Here is a 22,245-nt window from a genome sequence, read left to right on the forward strand (position 1 = left end):
CGCGCGACGACCTCGAGGTCCACGCCGTCGGCCAGCGGCTTGCCACGGCCGTGCACCTCGAGGATCGTCTTTCGGCCCTGCAGGGCGGGGGCGTCCACGCCGATCTGCCGGTCGAAGCGGCCCGGGCGCAGCAGCGCGGGGTCGAGGATGTCGGGCCGGTTCGTCGCCGCGACGACGATGACGTTCGCCTTCGGGTCGAAGCCGTCCATCTCGACGAGCATCTGGTTCAGCGTCTGCTCGCGCTCATCGTGCCCGCCGCCCATGCCGGCGCCGCGGTGGCGCCCGACGGCGTCGATCTCGTCGATGAAGATGATCGCCGGCGCGTTCTCCTTGGCCTGGTTGAACAAGTCGCGCACGCGGCTGGCGCCGACGCCGACGAACATCTCGACGAAGTCCGAGCCCGAGATGGAGTAGAACGGCACACCCGCCTCGCCCGCGACGGCGCGGGCCAGCAACGTCTTTCCGGTTCCGGGCGGGCCGTACAGCAGCACGCCCTTGGGGATGCGCGCACCGACCGCCTGGAACTTCGAGGGGTCCTTCAGGAAGTCCTTGATCTCCTGCATCTCCTCGATGGCCTCATCGGCTCCGGCGACGTCGGCGAAGGTAACGGTCGGCGTCTCCTTCGTGACGAGCTTCGCCTTCGACTTGCCGAACTGCATGACCTTGCTGCCGCCGCCCTGCGCGCTGGACAGCAGGAACCAGAACAGCAGACCCAGCAGCAGCAGCGGGATCAGCAGCGAGAGGAAGCCGTCGAAGAACGACGGCTGCGGCACGAGATCGTTGAAGCCCTCGGCGGGTTCGGCCGCGTCGATCGCCGCGATCACCTCGTCGGCACGCGCCGAGACGTAATAGAACTGCACCTCCTTGGCGCCCTCGAACTCCTCGGAAAGCGTGAGGTCGATGCGCCGGTCGCCATCCGTGTTCACCACCTTGGTGACCGTCGAGCCCTTCAGCAGCTCGAGACCCTCCTGTGTGGTGACCTGCTTGGCGGCACCCAGGCTCGAGATCAGCGAGAAGCCGACGATGAGGAACACGCCGATCAGCAGCACATAGATCAGCGGGTTGCGAGAGAGCTTCTTGACGTTCATGGGCCTTCAGGGTATCGCGCGCCGCCTATGCGGCGTCTGTGCATTCGCCCACGGCGGAACGCAGCCGCTACGCGTAGATGTGGGGCGCGAGAATCGCGACGTCCCGCAGGTTGCGGTAGCTCTCGGCGTAGTCGAGGCCGTATCCGATGACGAACTCGTTCGGGATGTCGAATCCGACATACTTCACGTCGACCTCGACCTTGGCCGCTTCGGGTTTGCGCAGCAGCGCGAGCACCTCGATGGACGCGGCACCGCGGGAGGCGAAGTTCTCCAGCAGCCAGCTGAGGGTCAGGCCCGAGTCGATGATGTCCTCGACGATGAGCACGTGCTTGCCGGTGAGGTCGGTGTCGAGGTCCTTGCGGATCTGCACGACACCGCTCGACTTGGTGCCGGCTCCGTACGACGACACCGCCATCCAGTCCATCGGCGCATCGCGCGGCAGCACGCGGGAGAAGTCGGCCATCACCATGACTGCGCCCTTGAGCACCCCGACGAGGACCAGCTCCTTGCCCTCGTAGTCGGCGGTCACGCGCGCGGCCAGCTCCTCGAGCTTTGCGAGGATCTGCTCCTCGGTGACCAGCACTTCTTTCAGATCTGAGGCGATGTCGGCCGCGCGCATGCCGCCAGTCTATGTCTCGCCCCGCTCCCCGAGCCTGTCGAGGGGTGCGGTGAACTCGATGCGCGTGCCGACGCGCCGGGCGCGGCATCCAGGCAGGTCCAGAGGTCCCTGCCCCGACCAGTCCGTCACCAGGCGCGCCACCTCGAGCGTGTGCGCCCGCGACAGCGACGTGCCGAACTCACTGGCCACCACGTGCCTGATGATCCGGTGCCGCAGCGCGGCAGGATTCGCGGCCAGCGCCGCCACCGACACCGAGATACCGGCCTCGGCATGCTCCACGACGTCTTCGATGGTCTCGTCGATCATCTCGGCGAAGGCGTCGGTGTCTTCGCGCAGCTGCTCAGCGGTGCGCGCGAGCGCCTCGGCGACCCCCGGCCCCAGCTCGGCTTCGAGCACCGGCAGCACGTGCCGGCGCACCCGCACACGCGTGTACCGGTCGTCGTCGTTGTGCGGATCGTGCCAAGGCGTGAGGCCCTGGGCGGCGCAGGCCGCGCGAGCCGCCTCGCGCCGGAGGCCGAGCAGCGGACGGACGAGCGGGATGCCGCGCAGCTCGCTGTGCGACGCCATGCCCTGCAGGCTCGCCGTGCCCGAGCCGCGCGCGAGACCGAGCAGCACCGTCTCGGCCAGGTCGTCGAGGGTGTGACCGAGCAGGATCGCCGCGGCCGAGGCATCCCGCGCCGCAACGGCGAGCGCACGGAACCGGGCCTCGCGTGCCGCCGCCTCGGGGCCGCCCCCGGAGCCGACCTCGACCCGCACGATGATCGGGTCGAGCCCGAGGCCCGCGGCCTGGCGAGCCGCAGTCGCGGCGATGTCGGCCGAGCCCGGCTGCAGCGCGTGGTCGACCGTGACGCTCAGCGCCCGCACGCCACGCGTGCGGGCCTCGAACGCCGTCGCAGCGGCGAGGGCGAGCGAGTCGGCGCCGCCCGACAGGGCGACGACGACGGCCCCGGCCGGCAGGTCGTCGAGCACGCGGCGCACCGCGACGCGCGTCTCGGCGACGGCGGGGTCGAGAGGTCCGTCGGGTCTCACACACCCACGCTACCGATTGCCTCCGGCCGCACCCGACCCGCACGCTGCCCGTTGCACCAACGCAGGCCGTATCGGGCCGTCGACCGTGTCGCAGCTGTCAGCACCCGATCCTGCCTGCGTTGGTGCCGGCGTCGCCGACTAGGCTTGTCCGCGGCATCCACTCGATCTTCTGAAGGAGCACCAGTATGGGCGCGTACGACGCCGTCATCGAGATCCCGCGCGGCAGCCGCGTGAAGTACGAGGTCGACCACGGCACCGGCCGCGTGTTCCTGGACCGCATCCTCTTCACGCCCATGGGCTACCCCGCGAACTACGGGTTCTTCGAAAACACGCTCGGCGAGGACGGCGACCCGCTGGATGTGCTGCTGCTGCTCGACTGCGACCTGTACCCCGGCATCCTCGCATCGGTGCGCCCCATCGGCGTGCTCAAGATGAGCGACGAGGCCGGCGGCGACGACAAGGTCGTGGCCGTGCTCGCGAAAGACCCGCGCTGGGCGCACGTCACCGATGTCGACGACATCGACGAGTGGACCCGCGGCGAGATCGCGCACTTCTTCGAGCACTACAAGGATCTCGAGCCCGGCAAGTGGGTCAAGGTCGACGAATGGGCGGATGCCGCCGAGGCCGAGCGGCTCGTCGCGGAGGCGTTCGTGCGCTTCGACGAGCACGAGGGCCAGACCAAGACGCAGGGCGAGGGCGAAGCGCCCAATTCGCTCTGACGCGCCGGCCGCTCAGATGGAGACGCCGCGCGCCCGCAGGAACGCCTCGGGGTCGATCGTGCCGGGCGCGTACACCTCGAAGTGCAGGTTGCAGCCGAAGGCGACGCCGGTCTGCCCGACGTAGCCGATGACCTGCCCGGCGCTGACCCGCTGACCGCTGCGGACGGCGAATCCGCCGTTGACGATGTGCGCATAGCCGGTGGCGATGCCGCCGCCGTGCTCGATGCGGATGTAGTTGCCGTAGCCGCTGTACGGCCACGCCATGGTGACCGTGCCGCTGCTGGCGGCGAAGATCGGGCTCCAGCAGCTGCCGGCGAAGTCGATGCCGCGGTGGTTGGTGCTGCCGCATCCGACGGACCCGCACATGAGCGGCCGGGGGCCGAAGCCCCAGATCATGCGGCCGTGGTTCGGGCGGCTCCAGCCGCTGCTGGCCACACCGCCGCCGCCACCGCCGCCACCACCGCCACCGCCGCCGCCACCGCTGTTCTGAGCGGCCTCCTCGGCCTTGCGCTTGGCCTCGGCCTCGCGGGCTTCACGCGCCTTGCGCTCGGCCTCGACCCCGGCCTGGTACGAGGCGACGGTCTTCGTCGTGGTGTCTTTCAGCGCGGCCAGCTGCGCCTGGAGGTCGGCTAGGTGCGCGGTCTGCGCGTCGAGGGCCGCCTGTGCAGCGTCGGCCGCTGCCTGGGCCTCGGCCATCTTCTCCTCGGCGACCTTCTGCAACCGGTCGCGTTCGGCACGAGCGACCTCGGCCTGATCGCTGAGCGCCTGGGCGCTGTCGCGCGCGGTGACCGCGGCGGCGTACACGTCCTGGTTGCGCTCGAGCAGCTTGTCCATCGTGCCGAGGCGCGCGAGCAGGTCGTCGGCCCCCGCTGCCGACCCTGCGAACAGCAGCTGCAACGACGCATCGTCGCCGCCGTTGCGATACAGCTGCACCGCGAGCCGAGCGGCCTTGTCGGCGGCATCCGTCGCGATCTGCGACTGCTCGTCGGCCTGGGCCTGAAGGTCCTCTGCCCGGTCGACGGCCTCGAAGTAGTCCTGCTGGGCCTGGAACAGCTCGGCGGCGCGCTGCTCGGCGATCTCCTGCGTGACGCGAACGTTCTCGGTGAGGGACTGGATGAGGCCTTCGATGCGACGGATCTCGCTCGCCTTGGCGGATTCGTTGCGCTTGGCCTTCTCGACGTCGTCCCACGACGGGTAGTTGGCGGCGTAGGCGGCCGGCAGGCTCGGCGCCCCGAGCAAGGCAGCCCCGGCGATGCCGAGGGCACCGACGCCGAGGGCTGTGCGCCGGTTCACGACCGAGGGCCAGAAGGCGCGCTGTTCCGCGGGAGTGGGCGCGCAGCCGCAGTCCTCCGTGCTCGCTTCGACGCGTTCAGAACGCAACGCTTCTTCCTCTCTGAGGCAGAACAACGTCATTCACACTAGCAACACGAGTCACAGATGCAAGGGCATCCTGACAATCGGCGTGATCATACGGTGCTCCCCTCTCGGTTCGATTTGGTGCAACAAGCCGGAATTGCGTATGCTTGACCGTCGGTAAGCGTGAGCCGCGAGGTTCGCTCGGCCCCATCGTTTAGCGGCCTAGGACGCCGCCCTTTCACGGCGGTAGCACGGGTTCGAATCCCGTTGGGGTCACCCGGACAACTTAATATGCATGGCCCTGTAGCGCAGTTGGTTAGCGTGCCGCCCTGTCACGGCGGAGGTCGCGGGTTCAAGTCCCGTCAGGGTCGCTCCGAGCGACAGGCCCTTTTCCCGAGAATCCGGCAGAGGGCCTTTCGCATAGGCTGCGGGGCTGGCATCGACGAGGTCGCCAAGCTCCTCGCGCACAACGTTCCGGGTTTCGATCCGTTGACCGAGTTCCACGCAGTGGATATGTTCCACGGCAAGGGCGCATGGAAGACGGTACCAACGGCGTGGCGCGTGAAGGCTTGCGACCTGACAGCCAAGATTCTCCTCGGTCAACAGCGAGATTCGTTTTCCGCGGCGTCGACCTCGAAGCCTTACGAGACCGGTATCGAGACCCGTTCCCGCCCCATCTACTGACTCTCGCACACACTCTCGAAGACGTTGACAAGCGACTCGCATCGCTCGATCCTTCAGATCGGCTCGGCCTGGTTCTCGCAGGCGACTCTGCTGCCGTGCCGCCGGTTTGCCGACTGACGAGTCACCCGCTGCGCGGGAGGTGCCCGAGGTGTCCGATGGCTTCGTCGAGCAGTTCCGCGATGTGGTCATCGAAGAGCGCGTAGTGGATGCGACGCCCGTCTCGGTCGCCTGCCACCAAGTCAAGATGCCGCAGTAGCCGCAGATGGTTCGACACCGTGGTCTGGCCGACCTCAAGTTGTTCGGCGAGCTCGGTGACCGTGCTGGGTCGCGCACGCAGTACGCTCAGGATGCGAAGGCGGACGGGTGATGCCAATGCCTGCATGATCTCCGCAAGCCGCTCGGCGTCGGAGACGGAGAGCGGGCCCGTGGCCTGTCGCACCATCTCGCTCACGTCCACCATTGTGCCCGCTGCGCACGATAATCATTCACATCTACAACATATCATGATGTTGTGATGTATTGTCGAAACATGAGTACCCCGATTTCAACTCCTCTTCCGCCTGCCGATGCGAAGGAGCATGCGCACGGCTCCCGTCGATGGGAGCTCTGGTTCGCGATCGCTTCCGGCGTGACTTACGCGGCGGGGATGATCGCGGAGTATGCGATGGGGCTGCCGATGCTCGGATGGCCGTTGGTGTTCTTCCTCGCCACTTACTTCTTCGGCGGCTTCTTCACCGTGCGCACCGCGATCTCCTCGACGCTGCGCGGCAAGTTCGAAGTCGACTTCCTCATGCTCGTCGCAGCCTTGGGCGCTGCCGTGATCGGCCAGTGGGCGGAAGGGGCAGTGCTGCTGTTCCTGTTCAGCCTGGGTCACGCACTCGAGGAGTATGCACTCAGTCGCGCCAGCAAGTCCATCGAGTCCCTCGCCGAATTCGCCCCGCGCAGCGCGCTCGTGCGACGCGGCGATGGCGAGCCCGTCGAGGTGCCCGTCGAGCAGATAGCGGTCGGAGATGTCGTGGTCATCCGCCCGAACTCCCGCATCCCCTCAGACGGGTTCGTCGTCTCGGGGCTGTCCGCCGTCGACCAGTCGGCCGTCACCGGCGAGTCCATTCCCGTCGAGAAGGAGCCCGTCGACGACACGGAGCGGGCAATGCGCACCGTCGACACACTCCCGGCAGCCAACCGGGTGTTCGCGGGCACCGTCAACGGTTCCGGGGTACTGGAGATCATTGTGACCACGACGGCGGCGGACTCCACGCTGAGCAAGGTGGTCGAGCTCGTCCGCACCGCCGACCAGGCGACGTCGCCGACTCAGCAGTTCATCGACAGGTTCCAGCGATGGTACGTACCCGTGGTGGTCCTCGGCGTTGCCGTCACGCTGCTTGTGTCGATGTTCGCCTTCGCCGAGCCGTTCGCCGCGGCGTTCTATCTCGCGATGACGGTGCTCGTGGCCGCGAGCCCCTGCGCTCTCGCGATCGCGACGCCCGCAGCGGTCCTGGCCGGGGTCGCCCGCGCTGCGCGTGCTGGGGTGCTCGTCAAGGGCGGTGCACCGTTGGAGACCCTCGGACGTGTCCGGGCGATGGCCTTCGATAAGACCGGCACGCTCACCTGGGGCCTGCCGCGGGTGACTTCCGTCGCTCCCGCCGATGGCCCCGAGGGTGCCCTGCTGGTGCCGACGCTGGTGGCGGTGGAATCGCTCAGTGACCATCCCCTCGCCATCGCGATCGTCCGCGATCTCGCAGGGCAGGTTCCTGACTCCGGCCGGGTGGACGCGACCGATCTGACCGCCGTCACGGGCCGTGGCGTCCTTGCCACGATTGACGGAGAGCGGGTCGAAGTCGGCAACCTCCGCATGTTCGAGGAGCAGCAGCTCACCCTCCCCACGCCCCTCATGGCAGCCTACGAGAAGGCCCGCGACTCCGGTCAGACCTTGATGATCGTGCGACGTGGCGACCGGTTCCTCGGGATCGTCGGGGTGATGGATGCCTCCCGTGCCGAGTCCGCGCAGGTTCTGAGCGCTCTCCGCGGTGCGAACGTCGACCAGCTCGTCATGATCTCCGGCGACAACCAGCGCGTCGCCGACGCGGTAGGCCGGGAGGTCGGCATCGACACCGCCCTCGGAGAGCTACTGCCCGAGGACAAGGTCGCGCAGATCGCCCGGCTATCTGAGACCCACCGACCGATCGCGATGGTTGGCGACGGTGTGAACGACGCCCCCGCGATGGCCCGCGCCGACATCGGCATCGCGATGGGCGCCGCGGGCTCGACCGTCGCGCTGGAGACCTGCGACATCGCACTCATGAGCGACGATCTCGGCCGCGTCCCGTTCGCCGTGCGACTCAGCCGCGCCACGAGCAAGATCATCCGGCAGAACCTGATCGCGAGCCTCGCCGTCGTCGGGTTCCTCGTCATTGCCACGTTCGTCGGTCTGAACATCGGCGCGGTCGTCCTCATCCACGAAGGCTCCACCCTGATCGTCGTCGCCAACGCGTTGCGACTGCTCAACTTCGAGCGCGGCAAAGAGCACCACGGCATCGATCACGAAGACAAGCCCAGGCACTGATGTTCGGCTCCACGATCACTTGCGAGGTTCCGCCGTGAGGTGATCCGTGTGGTGTTGACGTGATGCGGGTGCGAAGTCTGATCTGGCACCAGTTCGAGGTGCTCATCCCGCCGGTCGTGGATGAGCATCCGCTGGGCTGCCACCGGCCCCGGGTGCCGGATCGGATCGTGTTCGACAAGCTCGTGCAGGTGCTCGCGCTCGGCGTCGTGACGAGTGGCGTGAGGACCTGTCGGTGGACGGGTGCATCGCGAAAGCCCCCTGCGATGGTGAGGACGCCGACCGATCCCGGTAGATCGTGGGAACCGACAAACTCGTCCGCATCACCGTTCACCGTTCACCGCGGCGTCGATGGCGTTCTCGAGGTCGTCCCATGCCTGCAGCTCGAGCAGTTCTCCATCGACGAAGAACGTCGGCGTGCTGCCCACACCAAGCGCATGGCCCTCGTTGAAGTCGAGTTCCACACGCTGTGCGGTGGTTGGGGAAGCCACCGCCTCGTCATAAGCAGTCATGTCCAGTCCGAGCTCCTCCGCGAAGCCACGGAACAGATCCGCGCGAGATTCCTGCGCCTCACCCCACTCCGCCTGCGTCTCGAACAGCCGGTGGTACATGTCCTCGAACCGGCCCTGCGCCGCAGCTGCCTCCGCCGCCAACGCCGCGTTCATCGAGTTGAAGTGACCCGGCATCGGGAAGTAACGGACCACATAGGTGATCTGCCCGGCGAACTGCTCACGCAGATCTTCCACGATCGGGTAGAACGCACCACACGCCTCGCACTCGAAGTCGACGAACTCCACGACGGTCACGGCGTCCGGGCCGCCGTCGTCAAGAACATGCGAGTTCTCTCGAACCACCGATGCGGCTCCGCCACCGCCCTCCTCGGGTTGTGGAGCGGGACTCTGATTGACAAGGGCATAGAGGAACGCAGCCAGCGCTAGCACGACAGCAACCGCAATGGCGATCAACGTCGCCTTCATAGGGGCTTTCATCGGGTACTCCAAACACAGAAACGGCACAGGACAGAACCCAGGCACAGCCCGGGGCGAAGCACCGTCCACAGCGGGACGGCGTGTCGAAAGTCAGGTTCGGGACAAGCCCAACTGCGTCAGAGACAGAACGGTCGCGCCCGGACGCGCAACCCGAGCAGGAAGCAACGACAACACGCGCGGCAGCAGCAACCCACGATCGGGAGGGGTACGCCCTCGCCACAGCCCGCGTGTCAACACAGCGAAGACGAGGCCGCACAGCATGCCGAGCATGCACAACGCCGCACCCATCAGGGCGCTCGACTCCTGCGAACCGCTTGAGACCACCTGATGCTCCGCGCCGAGGCTCGCCGTAGCTGAGCCGTGGCTCAGTGGGTCCAAATGCGGATTGACGACTGCGGCCATCGCCAGCGACACGGGCGGCGCGCCCTCCGACTCTCCGTGTCCTGCGGCAGCGATGCCGAGTATGAGGAGCAAGGCGAGTCCGAGGCTGGCAATGATCCTCGTTATCAGCAGCCACTCAGCCAGCACCGAGGACCGAGGATTCCAAGCGGACGATACCATCGCCTCAAGCTTACCGTGCCGCCCTTGGCACCCCCGAAGAAGGCCACCGGGTCGAGCCATCGGCGACGGCCAGAGGGAGTCACCCTGTTCAGACGCATCGTGTTCGCGAGCGTTCTCATTCACAACGTGCTCCGCTGCGCGCCGATGGGAGTCAGCGGCGATGCGCTGCACTCTGCCCACGTCACCCATCCGCCCACGTCACCCATCCACCCGAGTCTTGCGTCATGGGATGGCGCTTCTCCGCTCGAGCAGAGAACGGTGCCGCTGTCTATGTCTCCTGACCAGGATTCTTCTTGTAGAACCTCGGTTGCCCTAGAATGGGCAGGCAACCTCACGTTGCGTGGCTCTGTAGCTCAGTTGGTAGAGCGTTCGACTGAAAATCGAAAGGTCACCGGATCGATGCCGGTCGGAGCCACGGAAACCCTCGCGTAGCTTCTACATCGCGGGGGTTTCTTCATTCCCGCGGCTGCGGTTCAGGCACATGAGGCTCGTCAACTTTCCTCCGCCGCGGCGCTCGATGCGATGCGCGTTCATGGGTGCGCCGCAGATGGGGCACCGGGGTTGGACGCCGGCACGTAGGCCGGCTCAGATGCTCGCGCTCGTCGAGCGCACCCCGGTCGATGGCGACGACCGCACCTTCTGCCTTCAGCCGACCGTGGCCGGCAGCGCTCTGCGCGAACGGGCATTCGCCATGCCGCCCGCCGTCATCGACCGACTCGGCCTGCCGCTGTAGCGACTCGTCGCCCTGCGCGACGAACTCGAAGTGGTGATCGCCGCCGTCGAGCGCGCCGGCTGATCCGAAGAATGGATGCCGTAGCGTGGCAGGCGTGTCCGATGACCTCACCACAGCCCTCGCCACCGCCGCGGAATGGCCGGCCGACAACGTCGCCGTCGCAGTGGTCGATGCCGAGGGGCGGGTACGAGCGACGCACGGTAACCAGGACCGCGGGTACCGACTGGCGTCGGTCACCAAGCCACTGAGCGCCTACGCGCTGCTCGTCGCGGTCGAAGAGGGTGCGCTCGACCTCGATCAGGCAGCGGGCCCCGAGGGTGCGACGGTGCGACACCTGCTGGCGCACACGGCCGGGTACGACTTCGATTCCCGCACCGTGCGCGGTGCGCCCGGCGCACGGCGCCTCTACTCCAACGCGGGCTTCGCGATGCTCGGCGAGCTGCTGCATGCCGAGACGGGCATACCTTTCGGCGAGTACGCGCGCGAGGCAGTCTTCGACCCGCTCGGCATGACGGCAACCGCGATCACCGGCTCACCCGGCGCCGGTGGTCACTCCACGGCATCCGATCTCTCCCGCTTCGCCGCCGAGTTGCAGCGGCCGGCACTGCTCGCGCCCGAGACCCTCGCCGAGGCGACGTCGGTCGCCTTCCCGGGTCTGCGCGGCGTGCTGCCCGGTTTCGGCAGGCAGGACCCGAACGACTGGGGTCTCGGCTTCGAGATCCGCGACGGCAAGAGCCCGCACTGGACGGGCACGCGCAACTCCCCTGCGACGTTCGGGCACTTCGGGCAGTCGGGCACGTTCCTGTGGGTCGACCCTGCGGCCCACCTCGCGCTCGTCGCCCTGACCGACCGCGACTTCGGCCCATGGGCGGCCGAGGCGTGGCCGCCGTTCAGCGATGCGGTGCTGGCGGCTGCGAGGGTCTAGAGCTCGCCCGGCGACATCGCCTGCTCGTCGAGCGCGTCGATCAGCTGGCGCGCGGCCGACGGCCGGCCGGCCTTGCGCGGCGCGTAGACGACGAGGGAGTGGAACACGAAGCGCACGACGAACGCGAGCGCGAGCGTGATGGCGGTGGCGAGCACGGCCGTGATGTTCCACGTGCCCACCATGAGTGCCATGATCGGGATGCGCACGAGCGCCTCGACGTTGTTGAACGCGAAAGACGTGGCGAAGCGACGCCAGACACCGGATGCCTCGGCCCGCATGTCTTGGAAGACGAAGCGTTCGATGAGCAGGAAGTTGCCGACGATGGTCGCCTCCGCCGCGACGACCGCCGCAACGATGTAGTTCACGCCCAGCGCCGTGAGCAGCCACACGATCGCGATGTTGACGACGGCGCCGAGTCCACCGATGACGGCGAACAGCGACATCTTGCCGAACCGCAGCCCCCACAGCTGGCCGAGGAAGTGCGCACCCTGCCGGAACGTCGCCTTGGACTGACCGCCGTGCCGGCCGTCGAACACGAACGGCACCTCGGCGGCGCGCATCGTCTTGCGGGCGAGCACCTCGAGCAGGATCTTGTAGCCGCGCGGGCGCAGCGCCTCGAGGTTCACCGCGCGCCGGTCGACGAGGAAGAACCCGGTCATCGGGTCGGAGACCTCGCGCAGCCGGATCGGGAACATCGCCTTGGTGAGCATCGTCGACAGGCGCGACACCAGCACGCGCCGCCCGTCGGCCAGCCCCCCGTTCGACCCACCGGGCTGGTAGCGCGACGCGACGACGAGGTCGACGTCGCCGGCCACGTGACGATCGAGCAGGGCGGGGATCGTCTCGGGTGGATGCTGCAGGTCGCCGTCCATCACGACGCACACGTCGGCCCGCGCCGCCGCCAGCCCCTCGAGCACGGCCCCGCCGAGCCCGCCGACCGGGTCGTCGCGGTGGACGAGCCGCACGGACAGCGGCGCGTGCGCGGCCGCCTCGCGCACCCGGTCGGGGGTGTCGTCGGTGCTGTCGTCGACGAACAGCAGCTCGGCGTCGACTCCGTGCACGGCGGCGCCGACGCGCGCCACGAGCTCGGCGACGTTCGGCGCTTCGTTCCGCGTCGGCACGATGATCGTGAGCTGCATCCGTCCATCGTGACACGGCCGCCTGAGTACGGCAGAAGTGCGGCAGAATGGATGCATGACCCAGCCAGATCCGTCCACGGTCACCATGTTCGGCGCCGCCTGGTGCGGCGACTGCCGCCGCACCAGGAAGCAGCTCGATGAGCTCGGCGTCGAGTACACGTATGTCGACCTCGAGGCCGAGCCCGCCGCGGCCGAGGTGGCACGCGACATCTCGGGGCGCACGAACATTCCCGTCGTCGTGTACCCCGACGCGTCGCACCACGTCGAGCCGTCGAACGCCGACGTCGAGGCCAAGCTGCGCGAGCTCGCCCTGATCTAGGCTGAGCCGCGTGGACAGCGACGTCGAACGCAACACCCGAGCCATCGAGGACACCGTCGTCACCGACTTCGACGACCGCATGAGCTACGGCGGCTACCTCGATCTAGCGACCCTGCTGTCGGCGCAGCGTCCGCTCAGCGACCCCGAGCACCACGACGAGCTGCTGTTCATCGTGCAGCACCAGACCAGCGAACTGTGGCTCAAGCTCGTGCTGCACGAGCTGAGCGCGGCATGCCGGCTCATGCGCGAGGACACGCTCGCGCCGGCTCTGAAGTGCATCGCGCGCGTCAAGCACATCCAGAAGACGCTCACCGACCAGTGGTCGGTGCTGTCCACGCTCACGCCCGCCGAGTACGCCGAGTTCCGGGGCGTGCTCGGCAATGCCAGTGGGTTCCAGTCCCCGCAGTACCGTGCGGTCGAGTTCACCCTCGGAAACAAGAACAGAGGGATGCTGCGCGTCTTCGCCGCCGAGCCCGAGAGCCTCGCGCTCGTGCAGGCGGCGCTGGAGGCGCCCAGTCTCTACGACGAGTTCCTGCGGCTGCTGGCTCGCGCGGGCTACCCGGTGCCGGCTGCGGTGCTCGACCGGGATGTCACCGAGCCGTGGCGCTACGACCCCGCGCTGGTGCCCGTGTTCACCGCGATCTACACCGATCCGAGCAACAACTGGGCCGCGTACGAGACGTGCGAAGAGCTCGTCGACCTCGAGGACAACTTCCAGCTGTGGCGCTTCCGGCACCTCAGGACGGTGGAGCGCATCATCGGCATGAAGCAGGGCACCGGCGGGTCGAGCGGTGTGCCGTTCCTGCGCCGCGCACTCGATCTGACGTTCTTCCCCGAGCTGTACGCGGTGCGCACCGAGCTGGGCGCATGACCGGGTTCGGCGACGGACGGGGCCCGGCGCAGGCGTACCGGCGGGTGCTGACCGGCGAGCAGGGCACGGCGCTGCCGCCGTTCGTCGACGCGCACGTGCACCTGCACCTCATCGACGAGCACGCGCTGACTGCCCACGGCATCGCCGCGGTGCTCGACCTGGGCGGGTCACCGGTCGACCTCGCGCGCCGTCCGCGCGACGGCTTTCCCCGTGTCGCGTACGCCGGTGCGATGCTGACGACGCCGGGCGGCGACCCTTCGGGCCGCGGCTGGGCGCCGGCCGCGACATGGCGCACCGTCTCGAGCCCGTCGCCCGAGCCGGGTGCACCGGGCGGCGCGGCGACCGCGGTCGACGAGCAGGCGACGTGCGGAGCCTCGGTGATCAAGGTCGCCCTCAACGCGGCGGCGGGGCCGGTGTTCGACACGGTGACGCTCCACGCGATCGTGACCGCGGCGCATCGGCACGGACTGCCGGTCGTCGCCCACGTGGAGGGCGACGGGATGACGCGCTTCGCGATGGCCGCCGACGTCGACGCCCTCGCGCACACCCCGTTCAGCGAGCGAGTCGACGACGACGACATCGCGCGCGCGGTGGCCCGCGGGCAACGCTGGATCACCACGCTCGGCATCCACGCCGGCGACGACCTCGACCGCGCGACCGAGAATCTGCGTCGTTTCGCCGCCGCGGGCGGGCGGGTGCAGTACGGCACCGATCTCGGCAACGGCGAGCGCACACCCGGAATCCAGCGCGAAGAGCTGCGCAGAATGGATGCCGCCGGCATCCGCGGTTCTGAGCTGATCGCCGCCCTCACCGATCCGTGGCCCGCACCCGCCCTGCCGAGCGGGGTCGCGACGTTCCTTCCGGGCGCCGCCCCCGCCACGCTCGACGAGCTTCCCGGCTGGCTCGCCTCGGGCACGGTCGTGCCCGACGAGGAGCTCGTGCACGAGGAACGCTGACCGCGGCCGACCGCCTACACTTGCGTCGCATGGGCACAGACGCTCCCGCACGCTCCCTTCCCCGCCGCACCGTCGCACAGTACGCCGTCGGCTCGATCGGCACCGGAGGGTTCGGCACGCTGCCGGGCCTGGTGCTGACCTACTACCTGACCGACAGTCTCGGCGTGACGGCGCTGCTGGCCGGCGTCATCGTCACCGCGTCGAAGGTGTGGGACGTGGTGATCGACCCGGTGATCGGCGCGCTCACCGACCGCGACCGGGCACGGCACGGTGACCGGCGGAGGCTCATGGTGATCGGCGCGCTGGCGCTTCCGGTGTTCTTCGCCCTCACGTTCGCCGTGCCGCCGTCGCTCGGGCCCGCCGTCGGTGCGATCTGGGTGCTGGTGGCGTTCCTGCTGACAGCGACGGCGTTCAGCCTGTTCCAGGTGCCGTACATCGCGCTGCCTGCCGAGCTCACCGACAGCTACGACACGCGCACCACGCTGCTGACCTGGCGGGTGGTCGTCCTGACGTTCGCGATCCTGTTGTTCGGCGCGGGCGGACCCATGCTGCGCGGACTCACCGGCGACCCCACCACCGGCTATCTGGTGATGGGGATCGTGGCGGGCGTGGTCATCGGCATCGGCCTGCTCGTGGCCACCGGATCGGCACGTCACGCGGCCATCCAGCGCCCGGCGATGTCGGCGGCGGGCAATGCGACGGCGGCCGAGGCCGAGCTGATCGCCGACGAGCTCGACCGCACCCGCCTGCGCGACCTCGAGACCGCGCCTTCGGCGTTCGACACCGGGGTCGGCGCGAACTTCCGCGCCGCGCTGGACGCGCTGCGGCGCAGCCAGCCGTTCCGGGCCCTGCTCGGCACGTTCGTGCTGCAGGCCTTGGCGACCGGTCTCATGCTCGCGGGTGCCCAGTACCTGGCCACCTGGGTGCTGCGCTCCGAGGGCGCCGTGACCCTGCTGTTCGTCGCGCTCATCGCACCGGCGCTGCTGGCCGCCCCCGGCTGGGAGTGGCTCGCCCGGCGGCACGGCAAGGAGCGCATCTTCGCCGCCGCCAGCGTGCTGTACGCCGTGGCGGCACTGGCAACGCTCGGCGCGGTGTGGTCACCGGGGGCGTGGATCTACGTGCCGGTGGGCGTGGCAGGCATCGCCTACGCCGGCATGCAGTCACTGCCGATGGCGATGCTGCCCGACGTCATCGCCCACGACGCCGCCTGCAACGGCAAGGGCCGGGCAGGGGCGTTCGGCGGCGTCTGGACCGCCGGCGAGACGACCGGCTTCGCGCTCGGCGCCACGGCGCTGTCGATCGTGCTCGCCGCGACCGGGTACGTCTCGACTGTCGCCACCGCCACGGCGACCCAGCCCGCGGCGGCCGTCGTCGGCATCACCGTGAGCTTCAGCGTGATCCCCGCGGCGCTCATCGCGCTGAGCCTGATCACGCTGTCGCGGTACCGACTGCGGCGCGCCGACATCGACGGCTGAGCCGCGCACGTGCGGCATCCGGTCGTCGCCGTGCGCCGGGGGACGTAAGCTGGAGACGAGTTCCCGCGTGCACGATGCCGTGCCCGCTGTTCCCCCGCACGAAGGAGTATGACCCGTGCCCTCCGCCGCGACGCCCGCGACCGCCCGACCCGCTGCGAAAGCGAAGAGGCCCTCGCGCCCGGCCGCCAAGAGCACCGCGCCACCGGCATCCCCTCCCGCTCTCTCCGCCGACGTCCGCACCCGGCTCGACAGCGACATCGCGGCCCTGCGTACCGGCGCGAAGGGCTGGACGCACCTCACGCTCGACCAGCGTGCCCGGCTGCTGGAGCGGGTGCGCGAGGAGGTCGGGCGCGCCGCACCCGAGTGGACCACAGTCGCCAACACGATCAAGGGCATCGAGCCGGGGCATCCACTCGCCGGCGAGGAGTGGCTGGCGGGACCGTATGCGCTCCTCACCGCCCTCGACGCGTACATCGGCACACTGCGCGCCCTGGCCGGAGGTCGCAGCCCGCTCGCCGACGTGAAGGCGTCGCCCGCGCCCGGCGACCGCATCGCCCTGCACACGTTCCCGACGAACGCCGTCGACGGGCTGTTGCTGTCGGGCTACACCGGCGAGCTGTGGCTGCGACCGGGCGTGACGCTCGACGAGGCGCGCGCCGACGCCGGGCTCGCCCAGCTCGCTCCCACCGTGTCGGGGGGCGTCGGCCTGGTGCTCGGCGCCGGCAACGTCACGTCGATCCCCGTGCTCGACGTGCTGTACGAGCTGCTCGCACACAACCGCGTCGCCCTGCTCAAGCTGAACCCGACGATGGATCCGCTGCTCCCCGTGTTCGAGCGGGCGCTCGCCCCGCTGATCGAGCCCGGTTTCCTGAAGATCGTGACCGGCGGCGGCGACGTGGGCTCCTACCTGACCGGCCACGACGGCATCGACCACGTGCACATCACCGGCTCCGAGGCCACCTTCGACGCGATCGTCTGGGGTGGCTCGACAGGCTCGCCCCAGGCGAAGGCCGCCGCCACACGCCGTCGGCGCGAGGGCCGACCGCTGCTGCGCACGCCCATCACCGCCGAGCTGGGCGGGGTGTCGCCGATCATCGTCGTGCCCGGCCGGTGGACCGACGCCGACCTGCGCTTCCACGCCGAGCACATCGCCACCATGCGCCTGCACAACAGCGGGCACAACTGCATCGCCGGCCAGGTGGTGCTGCTCAGCCGCGACTGGCCGCAGCGCGAGGCGTTCCTCGCCGCGCTGCACGAGGCATTCGCGACGGCTCCCGGCCGCCCCGTCTGGTACCCCGGCAGCGACAAGAAGCTCGCGACCGCGAGCGAGGCGTATCCCGAGGCCGACTGGCTGGCGGGCGGCACGCGCGCCGTCGTCACGGTCCAGGACGGAACGGATGCCGCGGCCCTCGAGACCACAGAGTACTTCGCGCCGGTGCTCGGCGTCGTCACGCTGCCCGGGCTCGGGCAGGAGTTCCTCGACACGGCGGTGCAGCACGCCAACACCCGGCTGGTCGGCACGCTCGGCGCCAACGTGCTCGTCGACCCGGTCACGCAGCGGGCGCTGGGCGACGGGTTCGAACGCGCCATCGCCGACCTACGCTACGGGGCCATCGCGATCAACGCGTGGACGGCGTTCGCGTTTCTCACCCCCACGCTCACGTGGGGCGCCTACCCGGGCAACACGCTCGATGCGGTCGGCAGCGGCATGGGGGTCGTGCACAACGCGCTGCTCGTCGACGCCACCGAGCGCTCGGTGGTGCGCGGGCCTTTCCGGCCGTTCCCCCGCTCGTTCACCGGCGGCCGGCGCAGCGTGCTGCCCAAGCCGCCGTGGTTCGTGACCGCGCGTACCGGCGCGCAGGTCAGCGAGGGCTTCACGCGGTTCCGCATCGACGGCAACGTGGCGAAGCTCGTCGGCACGCTCGTCGCGGCGTTCCGCGCATGAGGGCCCCTCGACACGCTCGAGGCGGCGCACCGCTGGAGGCCGACTACATCGTCGTCGGCGCAGGGTCGGCGGGAGCGGCCGTGGCGGCCCGGCTCAGCGAAGACCCCTCGGCCAGCGTGCTGCTGCTCGAGGCCGGCGGCCCCGACAAGGCACTCGAGCTGCACGTGCCGGCCGCGTTCTCGAAGCTGTTCCGCGGCGAGTACGACTGGAGCTACGACACCGTCCCGCAGCGCGAACTCGAGGGTCGCACGGTCTTCTGGCCGCGCGGCAAGACCCTCGGCGGGTCGTCGTCGCTGAACGCGATGATGTGGGTGCGCGGCTTCGCTGCAGACTACGACGAGTGGGCGGATGCCGCGGGCTCCCGCTGGTCGTGGTCGTCGCTGGTGCCCTACTTCCAGCGCGTCGAGCGCACCGAGGACCCGGCCGATCCGACGCAGGGTGCGGCGGGCGCGCAGGCGGTCGAGCACCAGCGCGACCCGCGGCCGCACACCGCAGCGTTCCTGAAGGCGGCCGCCGAGGCCGGCCACACCGTGACGGCACCCAACCTGCCCACCGGGCAGGGCTTCTCGCAGACCATGGTCAGCCAGCATCGCGGTGCCCGCGCGTCGACCGCCGATGCGTACCTGCGACCGGCACGCCGGCGCCGCAACCTGCGGGTGGTGACCGGTGCGCTCGTGCGGCGCGTGACGTTCGGCCCCGCGACGAACGCGGGCCCCCTCGACAAGCTCGGGAACCGTGGAGGCTCGGGGGACGAGGTACGCGCGACCGGCGTGTACGTCGACATCGACGGCATCACCCGCCACGCCCTGGCCCGCCGCGAGGTCATCCTTGCCGGCGGGGCGATCAACACGCCGCAGCTGCTCATGCTGTCGGGCATCGGGCCCGCCGCGCACCTCGCCGAGCACGGCATCCCCTTGGTCTTCGACGCGCCGGGAGTCGGCCAGAACCTGCAGGACCATCTGGTCTCGGGTCTCGTGCCCGCCGCGAAGGGCGGCACGCTGTACGGCGCCGAACGGCTGCCTCAGCTCGCGCGATACCTGACGGCGCGCACGGGCATGCTGACCTCCAATGTCGCCGAGGCGTACGGTTTCGTGCGCACCGAGGTCGCCGAGGCGGCCGGCGTGCCCGACGGGCTGCCCGACATCGAGGTCATCTTCGCCGCCGCCCCCTACATCGGCGAAGGACTGGTGCCGCTGCCGGCGGAGGGGATCACGGTGGGGGCGATCCTGCTGCGGCCGCGGTCGCGTGGAAGCATCCGGCTGGCCTCCCCCGACCCGACCGCGCACCCGCTGATCGATCCCGGCTACCTCACCGACGCCGATGGTGTCGACGTCGCCACGTTGCGGGCGGGACTGGCCGTGTGCGAGCGGCTCATCGACACCGATGCGCTGCGCGCGGTCACCACCGGGACGTGGGTGCAGCCGGTCGGCGGCGAGGACATGACGGCCGACGAGCGCGCCGAGCTGTCGCTGCGCCGCTATTCGCACACGCTGTATCACCCGGTCGGCACGGCCCGTATGGGGTCGGACGACGCATCGGTGGTCGATCCCGAGTTGCGCGTGCGCGGCGTGCAGGGCCTTCGGGTGGCCGATGCGTCGGTGATGCCGACCGTGATCCGAGGGCACACCAATGCCCCCGCGATCGTGATCGGCGAGGTCGCGGCAGACCTCATCCGAGGCCGCTGAACCGGTCGGTCGCAGCGCGCAGTGCCCGCGCGATGCCCGGCTCCGAGGCCGAGTGCCCGGCGTCGTCGACGACGACGAGCTCGGCCTCGGGCCACGCCCGGTGCAGATCCCACGCCGTCATCATCGGCGTGCACACGTCGTAGCGGCCCTGCACGATGACCGCCGGGATGCCGCGCAGCGCCGCCGCACCGGCGATCAGCTGCTCGGGCTCGAACCACCCGCCGTGCAGGAAGTAGTGGTTCTCGATGCGGGCGAACGCCGTCGCGGTGGCGGCATCCGACATCCGCCGCACTCCTTCGTGATCGTGACGCAGCGTGACCGTCGCCGCCTCCCACCGCGACCAGGCGATGGCCGCCGGCGTGTGCACCGCGGGGTCGGGGTCGCTCAGCCGCCGGTGGTACGCCTCGATCAGGTGCGACCGCTCGAGCACGGGGATCGGCGCGATGAACTCCTCCCACAGGTCGGGGAACAGGGCCGAGGCGCCGCCCTCGTAGAACCACTCCAGCTCGTGCCGGCGCAGCGTGAAGATGCCGCGCAGCACGAGCTCGCTCACCGCCTCGGGGTGCGTCTGCGCGTAGGCGAGGGCGAGCGCGCTGCCCCACGAGCCACCGAACACCTGCCACGTCTCGATGCCGAGGTTCTTGCGCAGCAGCTCGAGGTCGGCCACCAGGTGCCAGGTCGTGTTGTGGCGCAGGTCGGCGTCCGGCTCGCTCGCACTCGGGGTGCTGCGCCCGCATCCGCGCTGGTCGAGCAGGACGATGCGATAGCGCTCGGGGTCGAAGAACCGGCGGTGCCACGGCGCGGTGCCGCCACCCGGGCCCCCGTGCAGGAACACGACGGGCTTGCCGTTCGGATTGCCGCTCTGCTCCCAGTAGACACGGTTGCCGTCGCCGACCAGCAGCGATCCCGCATCGTACGGCTCGATCGCGGGATACAAGATGTGATCCAGGTCTGTCTCGGTCACCAGTGACACCGCCCCCAACGTTTTCCTCCACCCACGGTAGCGCGCCGGGCGCCGCGCACCGGGGAGGCGGGCACGGGCTCCTGGGCATGGCGCGGGCCGCAGGGAGCGGCGCGAGGGGCCACAATGGAGGGGAGCAGAAAGGGGGCGTCATGGACGCGAGCACCACGGCGGATGCCGCGACGCGGCGTGCCGTCCCGGCCGGCGCGGATGCGGCATCCACTCTCGCCGACACCAGCCCGATGCACCCGCCGCACGCGGCGGCCGAGTGCCCGCAGTGCTTCACCGAACTGCAGCGCGACCGCGACTGGTGGCAGGCGCGGCCCGACAACGCGCGGCTCGTGGGACTCGTCGTCGCGCGGCCCGACATGCCGTCGGTCGTGCAGCAGCGCGAGGACCTCGCCCGCTTCGGCGTGCCGATCGAGGGATTCCGCCACCCGGCACCCGAGACCCTCGAGTCGTGGGAGACACGCCTCGTGCGCCTGTTCGGCACACTGCACGCGGGGGATATCGTGGTCGTCGCCAACGTGCACGCCCTGGGCCGCACTCTCGACGAGGAGACACGCACCGTGGCGGTGCTGCGCGAGCGCGGCATCACCGTCAAGGTGCTCGACCACAGCGGGCGCCACCTGTTCGACAGCGGCCGCTGACGCGACGCCCGCACGCCCCCGCCGTGTGCTGCTACGCACACGTTCACCTGTCACGAATCGCGGGCGCGCACCGCAGAACGCGGCACGTCAACGAGCACGCCGGGGCGCTCGACATTGCACCCTACGTCGATCCGGCGTCTTCTCCGAAACCAGACGATGGCGAGCATCACCCATCGTCGCCACCCCTAGGATTTCTGCGATGACCACCATCAGCGTCGTGATCCCGTCGTTGAACGATGCGCACATGCTGACGCACTGTCTCGACGCACTGGCGCGGCAGACGCGCCCCGCCGATGAGGTGATCGTGGTCGACAACGGCTCGACCGACGAGACTTCCGCCGTGGCGCACGCGGCTGGTGTCCGCGTCGTGCACGAGCCGGTGCGTGGGGTGCTGCGGGCGACGGCGGCCGGGTTCGATGCGGCCACGGGCGACATCATCGGGCGGCTCGACGCCGACTCGCGCCCCGCGGCCGACTGGGTGGCCCGGCTGGCCGAACGGTTCGACGCCGATCCGACCCTCACGGGGCTCACCGGCACGGGGTCGTTCTACGGCAGGGTCCGGTTCTGGCGGTTCGTCGGCCGCTATGTCTACCTGGGCGGGTATTTCTGGGTGTTCCAGGGTGTGGTGGCGCGGGTCCCGCTGTTCGGGTCGAACTTCGGGCTGCGCCGGGATGCCTGGCGGCACCTGCGCGAGCGCGTGCACCTGGACGACCCCAAGGCGCACGACGATCTCGACCTGAGCCTCGTGCTCGACCCCGACATGGGCGTCGACTACGACCGCCTGCTCCAGGTGGGCGTGTCGGCACGCCCGTTCGACAGCTTCGCGGGGTTCGCACGCCGCGCAGCGTGGGCGTTCCACATCACAGGGGTGAACTTCCGCGAGCGCAGCTGGCCACGCCGGATCGTCGAGAACGCGCGCGGCAGGTCGCGGCGCCGTCGTCGGCAGCGGGCCGAAGGCATCCGCCGCTTCTGACGACGCCG

20 protein-coding genes, 3 tRNA genes and 1 pseudogene are annotated in these 22,245 nt (G+C 69.8%); 16 read left to right on the top strand and 8 right to left on the bottom strand.

What is annotated here, in order from left to right; translation table 11 throughout:
• From ACK5IN_RS02090 to tilS, 3 genes are all read right to left on the bottom strand, one after another.
• Positions 1-1,088 (bottom strand): ATP-dependent metallopeptidase FtsH/Yme1/Tma family protein (locus ACK5IN_RS02090; RefSeq protein ID WP_416894575.1); only part of this gene is annotated, 1,088 nt, incomplete at its 3' end.
• Positions 1,089-1,155: 67 nt separating this feature from the next.
• Positions 1,156-1,707, bottom strand: coding sequence for a hypoxanthine phosphoribosyltransferase (gene hpt / locus ACK5IN_RS02095; protein WP_416894576.1), 552 nt, complete (start codon positions 1,705-1,707; stop codon positions 1,156-1,158).
• Positions 1,708-1,716: 9 nt separating this feature from the next.
• Positions 1,717-2,736, bottom strand: coding sequence for a tRNA lysidine(34) synthetase TilS (gene tilS / locus ACK5IN_RS02100; protein WP_416894577.1), 1,020 nt, complete (start codon positions 2,734-2,736; stop codon positions 1,717-1,719).
• A 185-nt stretch (positions 2,737-2,921) separates the two neighbouring features.
• Between tilS and ACK5IN_RS02105 the strand changes: the two genes are divergently transcribed.
• Positions 2,922-3,455 carry an inorganic diphosphatase gene (locus ACK5IN_RS02105; RefSeq protein ID WP_416894578.1) on the top strand — a complete coding sequence of 178 codons (534 nt, stop codon included), beginning with the start codon at positions 2,922-2,924 and terminating at the stop codon, positions 3,453-3,455.
• 12 nt (positions 3,456-3,467) lie between these two features.
• Here the strand turns inward: ACK5IN_RS02105 and ACK5IN_RS02110 are convergent, their stop codons facing one another.
• The gene (locus tag ACK5IN_RS02110; RefSeq protein WP_416894579.1) at positions 3,468-4,748 is read right to left on the bottom strand and encodes a peptidoglycan DD-metalloendopeptidase family protein; all 1,281 of its coding nucleotides are present in this window, start codon (positions 4,746-4,748) and stop codon (positions 3,468-3,470) included.
• A 266-nt stretch (positions 4,749-5,014) separates the two neighbouring features.
• Here ACK5IN_RS02110 and ACK5IN_RS02115 point away from each other — a divergent pair.
• Together ACK5IN_RS02115 and ACK5IN_RS02120 are read left to right on the top strand one after the other, a co-directional pair.
• Positions 5,015-5,087 (top strand) — tRNA-Glu (locus tag ACK5IN_RS02115).
• Between the two features lie 21 nt (positions 5,088-5,108).
• A tRNA-Asp gene (locus tag ACK5IN_RS02120) sits at positions 5,109-5,182 on the top strand.
• A gap of 434 nt (positions 5,183-5,616) precedes the next feature.
• Here the strand turns inward: ACK5IN_RS02120 and ACK5IN_RS02125 are convergent.
• On the bottom strand, positions 5,617-5,937 hold the full coding sequence (locus ACK5IN_RS02125; RefSeq protein ID WP_416894646.1) for an ArsR/SmtB family transcription factor: 321 nt from the start codon (positions 5,935-5,937) through the stop codon (positions 5,617-5,619).
• Between the two features lie 204 nt (positions 5,938-6,141).
• On the opposite strand from ACK5IN_RS02125, the gene ACK5IN_RS02130 reads away from it, so the two are divergent.
• Entirely contained in the window at positions 6,142-8,058 is a 1,917-nt protein-coding gene (locus ACK5IN_RS02130; RefSeq protein ID WP_416894580.1) for a heavy metal translocating P-type ATPase, read from the top strand.
• Between the two features lie 62 nt (positions 8,059-8,120).
• A pseudogene (locus ACK5IN_RS02135) lies at positions 8,121-8,373 on the top strand (IS5/IS1182 family transposase); the annotation flags it as partial.
• 5 nt (positions 8,374-8,378) lie between these two features.
• Here the strand turns inward: ACK5IN_RS02135 and ACK5IN_RS02140 are convergent.
• Positions 8,379-9,044, bottom strand: a complete 666-nt coding sequence (locus ACK5IN_RS02140) for a DsbA family protein (protein WP_416894581.1) — start codon at positions 9,042-9,044, stop codon at positions 8,379-8,381.
• A gap of 903 nt (positions 9,045-9,947) precedes the next feature.
• Here ACK5IN_RS02140 and ACK5IN_RS02145 point away from each other — a divergent pair.
• From ACK5IN_RS02145 to ACK5IN_RS02155, 3 genes are all read left to right on the top strand, one after another.
• Positions 9,948-10,020: transfer RNA gene (locus ACK5IN_RS02145), tRNA-Phe, on the top strand.
• Between the two features lie 174 nt (positions 10,021-10,194).
• Entirely contained in the window at positions 10,195-10,338 is a 144-nt protein-coding gene (locus tag ACK5IN_RS02150) for a hypothetical protein (RefSeq protein WP_416894582.1), read from the top strand.
• A 94-nt stretch (positions 10,339-10,432) separates the two neighbouring features.
• Complete coding sequence (locus ACK5IN_RS02155; protein ID WP_416894583.1) at positions 10,433-11,263, top strand: serine hydrolase domain-containing protein; 831 nt, start codon at positions 10,433-10,435, stop codon at positions 11,261-11,263.
• Here the strand turns inward: ACK5IN_RS02155 and ACK5IN_RS02160 are convergent.
• Positions 11,260-12,402, bottom strand: coding sequence for a glycosyltransferase (locus ACK5IN_RS02160; protein WP_416894584.1), 1,143 nt, complete (start codon positions 12,400-12,402; stop codon positions 11,260-11,262). The two genes, ACK5IN_RS02155 and ACK5IN_RS02160, sit on opposite strands and share 4 nt — an antisense overlap.
• A gap of 55 nt (positions 12,403-12,457) precedes the next feature.
• On the opposite strand from ACK5IN_RS02160, the gene ACK5IN_RS02165 reads away from it, so the two are divergent.
• The 6 genes from ACK5IN_RS02165 (at position 12,458) to ACK5IN_RS02190 (ending at position 19,653) form a co-directional block, all read left to right on the top strand.
• On the top strand, positions 12,458-12,721 hold the full coding sequence (locus ACK5IN_RS02165; protein WP_416894585.1) for a glutaredoxin domain-containing protein: 264 nt from the start codon (positions 12,458-12,460) through the stop codon (positions 12,719-12,721).
• 10 nt (positions 12,722-12,731) lie between these two features.
• On the top strand, positions 12,732-13,592 hold the full coding sequence (gene kynA / locus ACK5IN_RS02170; RefSeq protein ID WP_416894586.1) for a tryptophan 2,3-dioxygenase: 861 nt from the start codon (positions 12,732-12,734) through the stop codon (positions 13,590-13,592).
• Positions 13,589-14,548 carry an amidohydrolase family protein gene (locus ACK5IN_RS02175; protein WP_416894587.1) on the top strand — a complete coding sequence of 320 codons (960 nt, stop codon included), beginning with the start codon at positions 13,589-13,591 and terminating at the stop codon, positions 14,546-14,548. The genes kynA and ACK5IN_RS02175 overlap by 4 nt, the downstream gene beginning before the upstream one ends.
• A 29-nt stretch (positions 14,549-14,577) precedes the next feature.
• Positions 14,578-16,023: an MFS transporter gene (locus ACK5IN_RS02180; RefSeq protein ID WP_416894588.1), complete on the top strand. Its 1,446-nt coding sequence runs from the start codon at positions 14,578-14,580 to the stop codon at positions 16,021-16,023.
• Positions 16,024-16,138: 115 nt separating this feature from the next.
• The gene (locus ACK5IN_RS02185; RefSeq protein WP_416894589.1) at positions 16,139-17,968 is read left to right on the top strand and encodes an aldehyde dehydrogenase family protein; all 1,830 of its coding nucleotides are present in this window, start codon (positions 16,139-16,141) and stop codon (positions 17,966-17,968) included.
• Entirely contained in the window at positions 17,965-19,653 is a 1,689-nt protein-coding gene (locus tag ACK5IN_RS02190) for a GMC family oxidoreductase (protein ID WP_416894590.1), read from the top strand. The genes ACK5IN_RS02185 and ACK5IN_RS02190 overlap by 4 nt, the downstream gene beginning before the upstream one ends.
• Here the strand turns inward: ACK5IN_RS02190 and pip are convergent.
• On the bottom strand, positions 19,637-20,617 hold the full coding sequence (pip, locus tag ACK5IN_RS02195) for a prolyl aminopeptidase (RefSeq protein ID WP_416894591.1): 981 nt from the start codon (positions 20,615-20,617) through the stop codon (positions 19,637-19,639). The two genes, ACK5IN_RS02190 and pip, sit on opposite strands and share 17 nt — an antisense overlap.
• Positions 20,618-20,766: 149 nt before the next feature.
• On the opposite strand from pip, the gene ACK5IN_RS02200 reads away from it, so the two are divergent.
• Together ACK5IN_RS02200 and ACK5IN_RS02205 are read left to right on the top strand one after the other, a co-directional pair.
• Positions 20,767-21,264 carry a dehydrogenase gene (locus tag ACK5IN_RS02200; protein ID WP_416894592.1) on the top strand — a complete coding sequence of 166 codons (498 nt, stop codon included), beginning with the start codon at positions 20,767-20,769 and terminating at the stop codon, positions 21,262-21,264.
• Between the two features lie 199 nt (positions 21,265-21,463).
• Complete coding sequence (locus tag ACK5IN_RS02205; protein WP_416894593.1) at positions 21,464-22,237, top strand: glycosyltransferase family 2 protein; 774 nt, start codon at positions 21,464-21,466, stop codon at positions 22,235-22,237.
• Positions 22,238-22,245 lie beyond the last annotated feature (8 nt).

This window comes from Microbacterium sp. (genome assembly GCF_047971895.1).
Classification (GTDB): Bacteria; Actinomycetota; Actinomycetes; order Actinomycetales; family Microbacteriaceae; genus Microbacterium.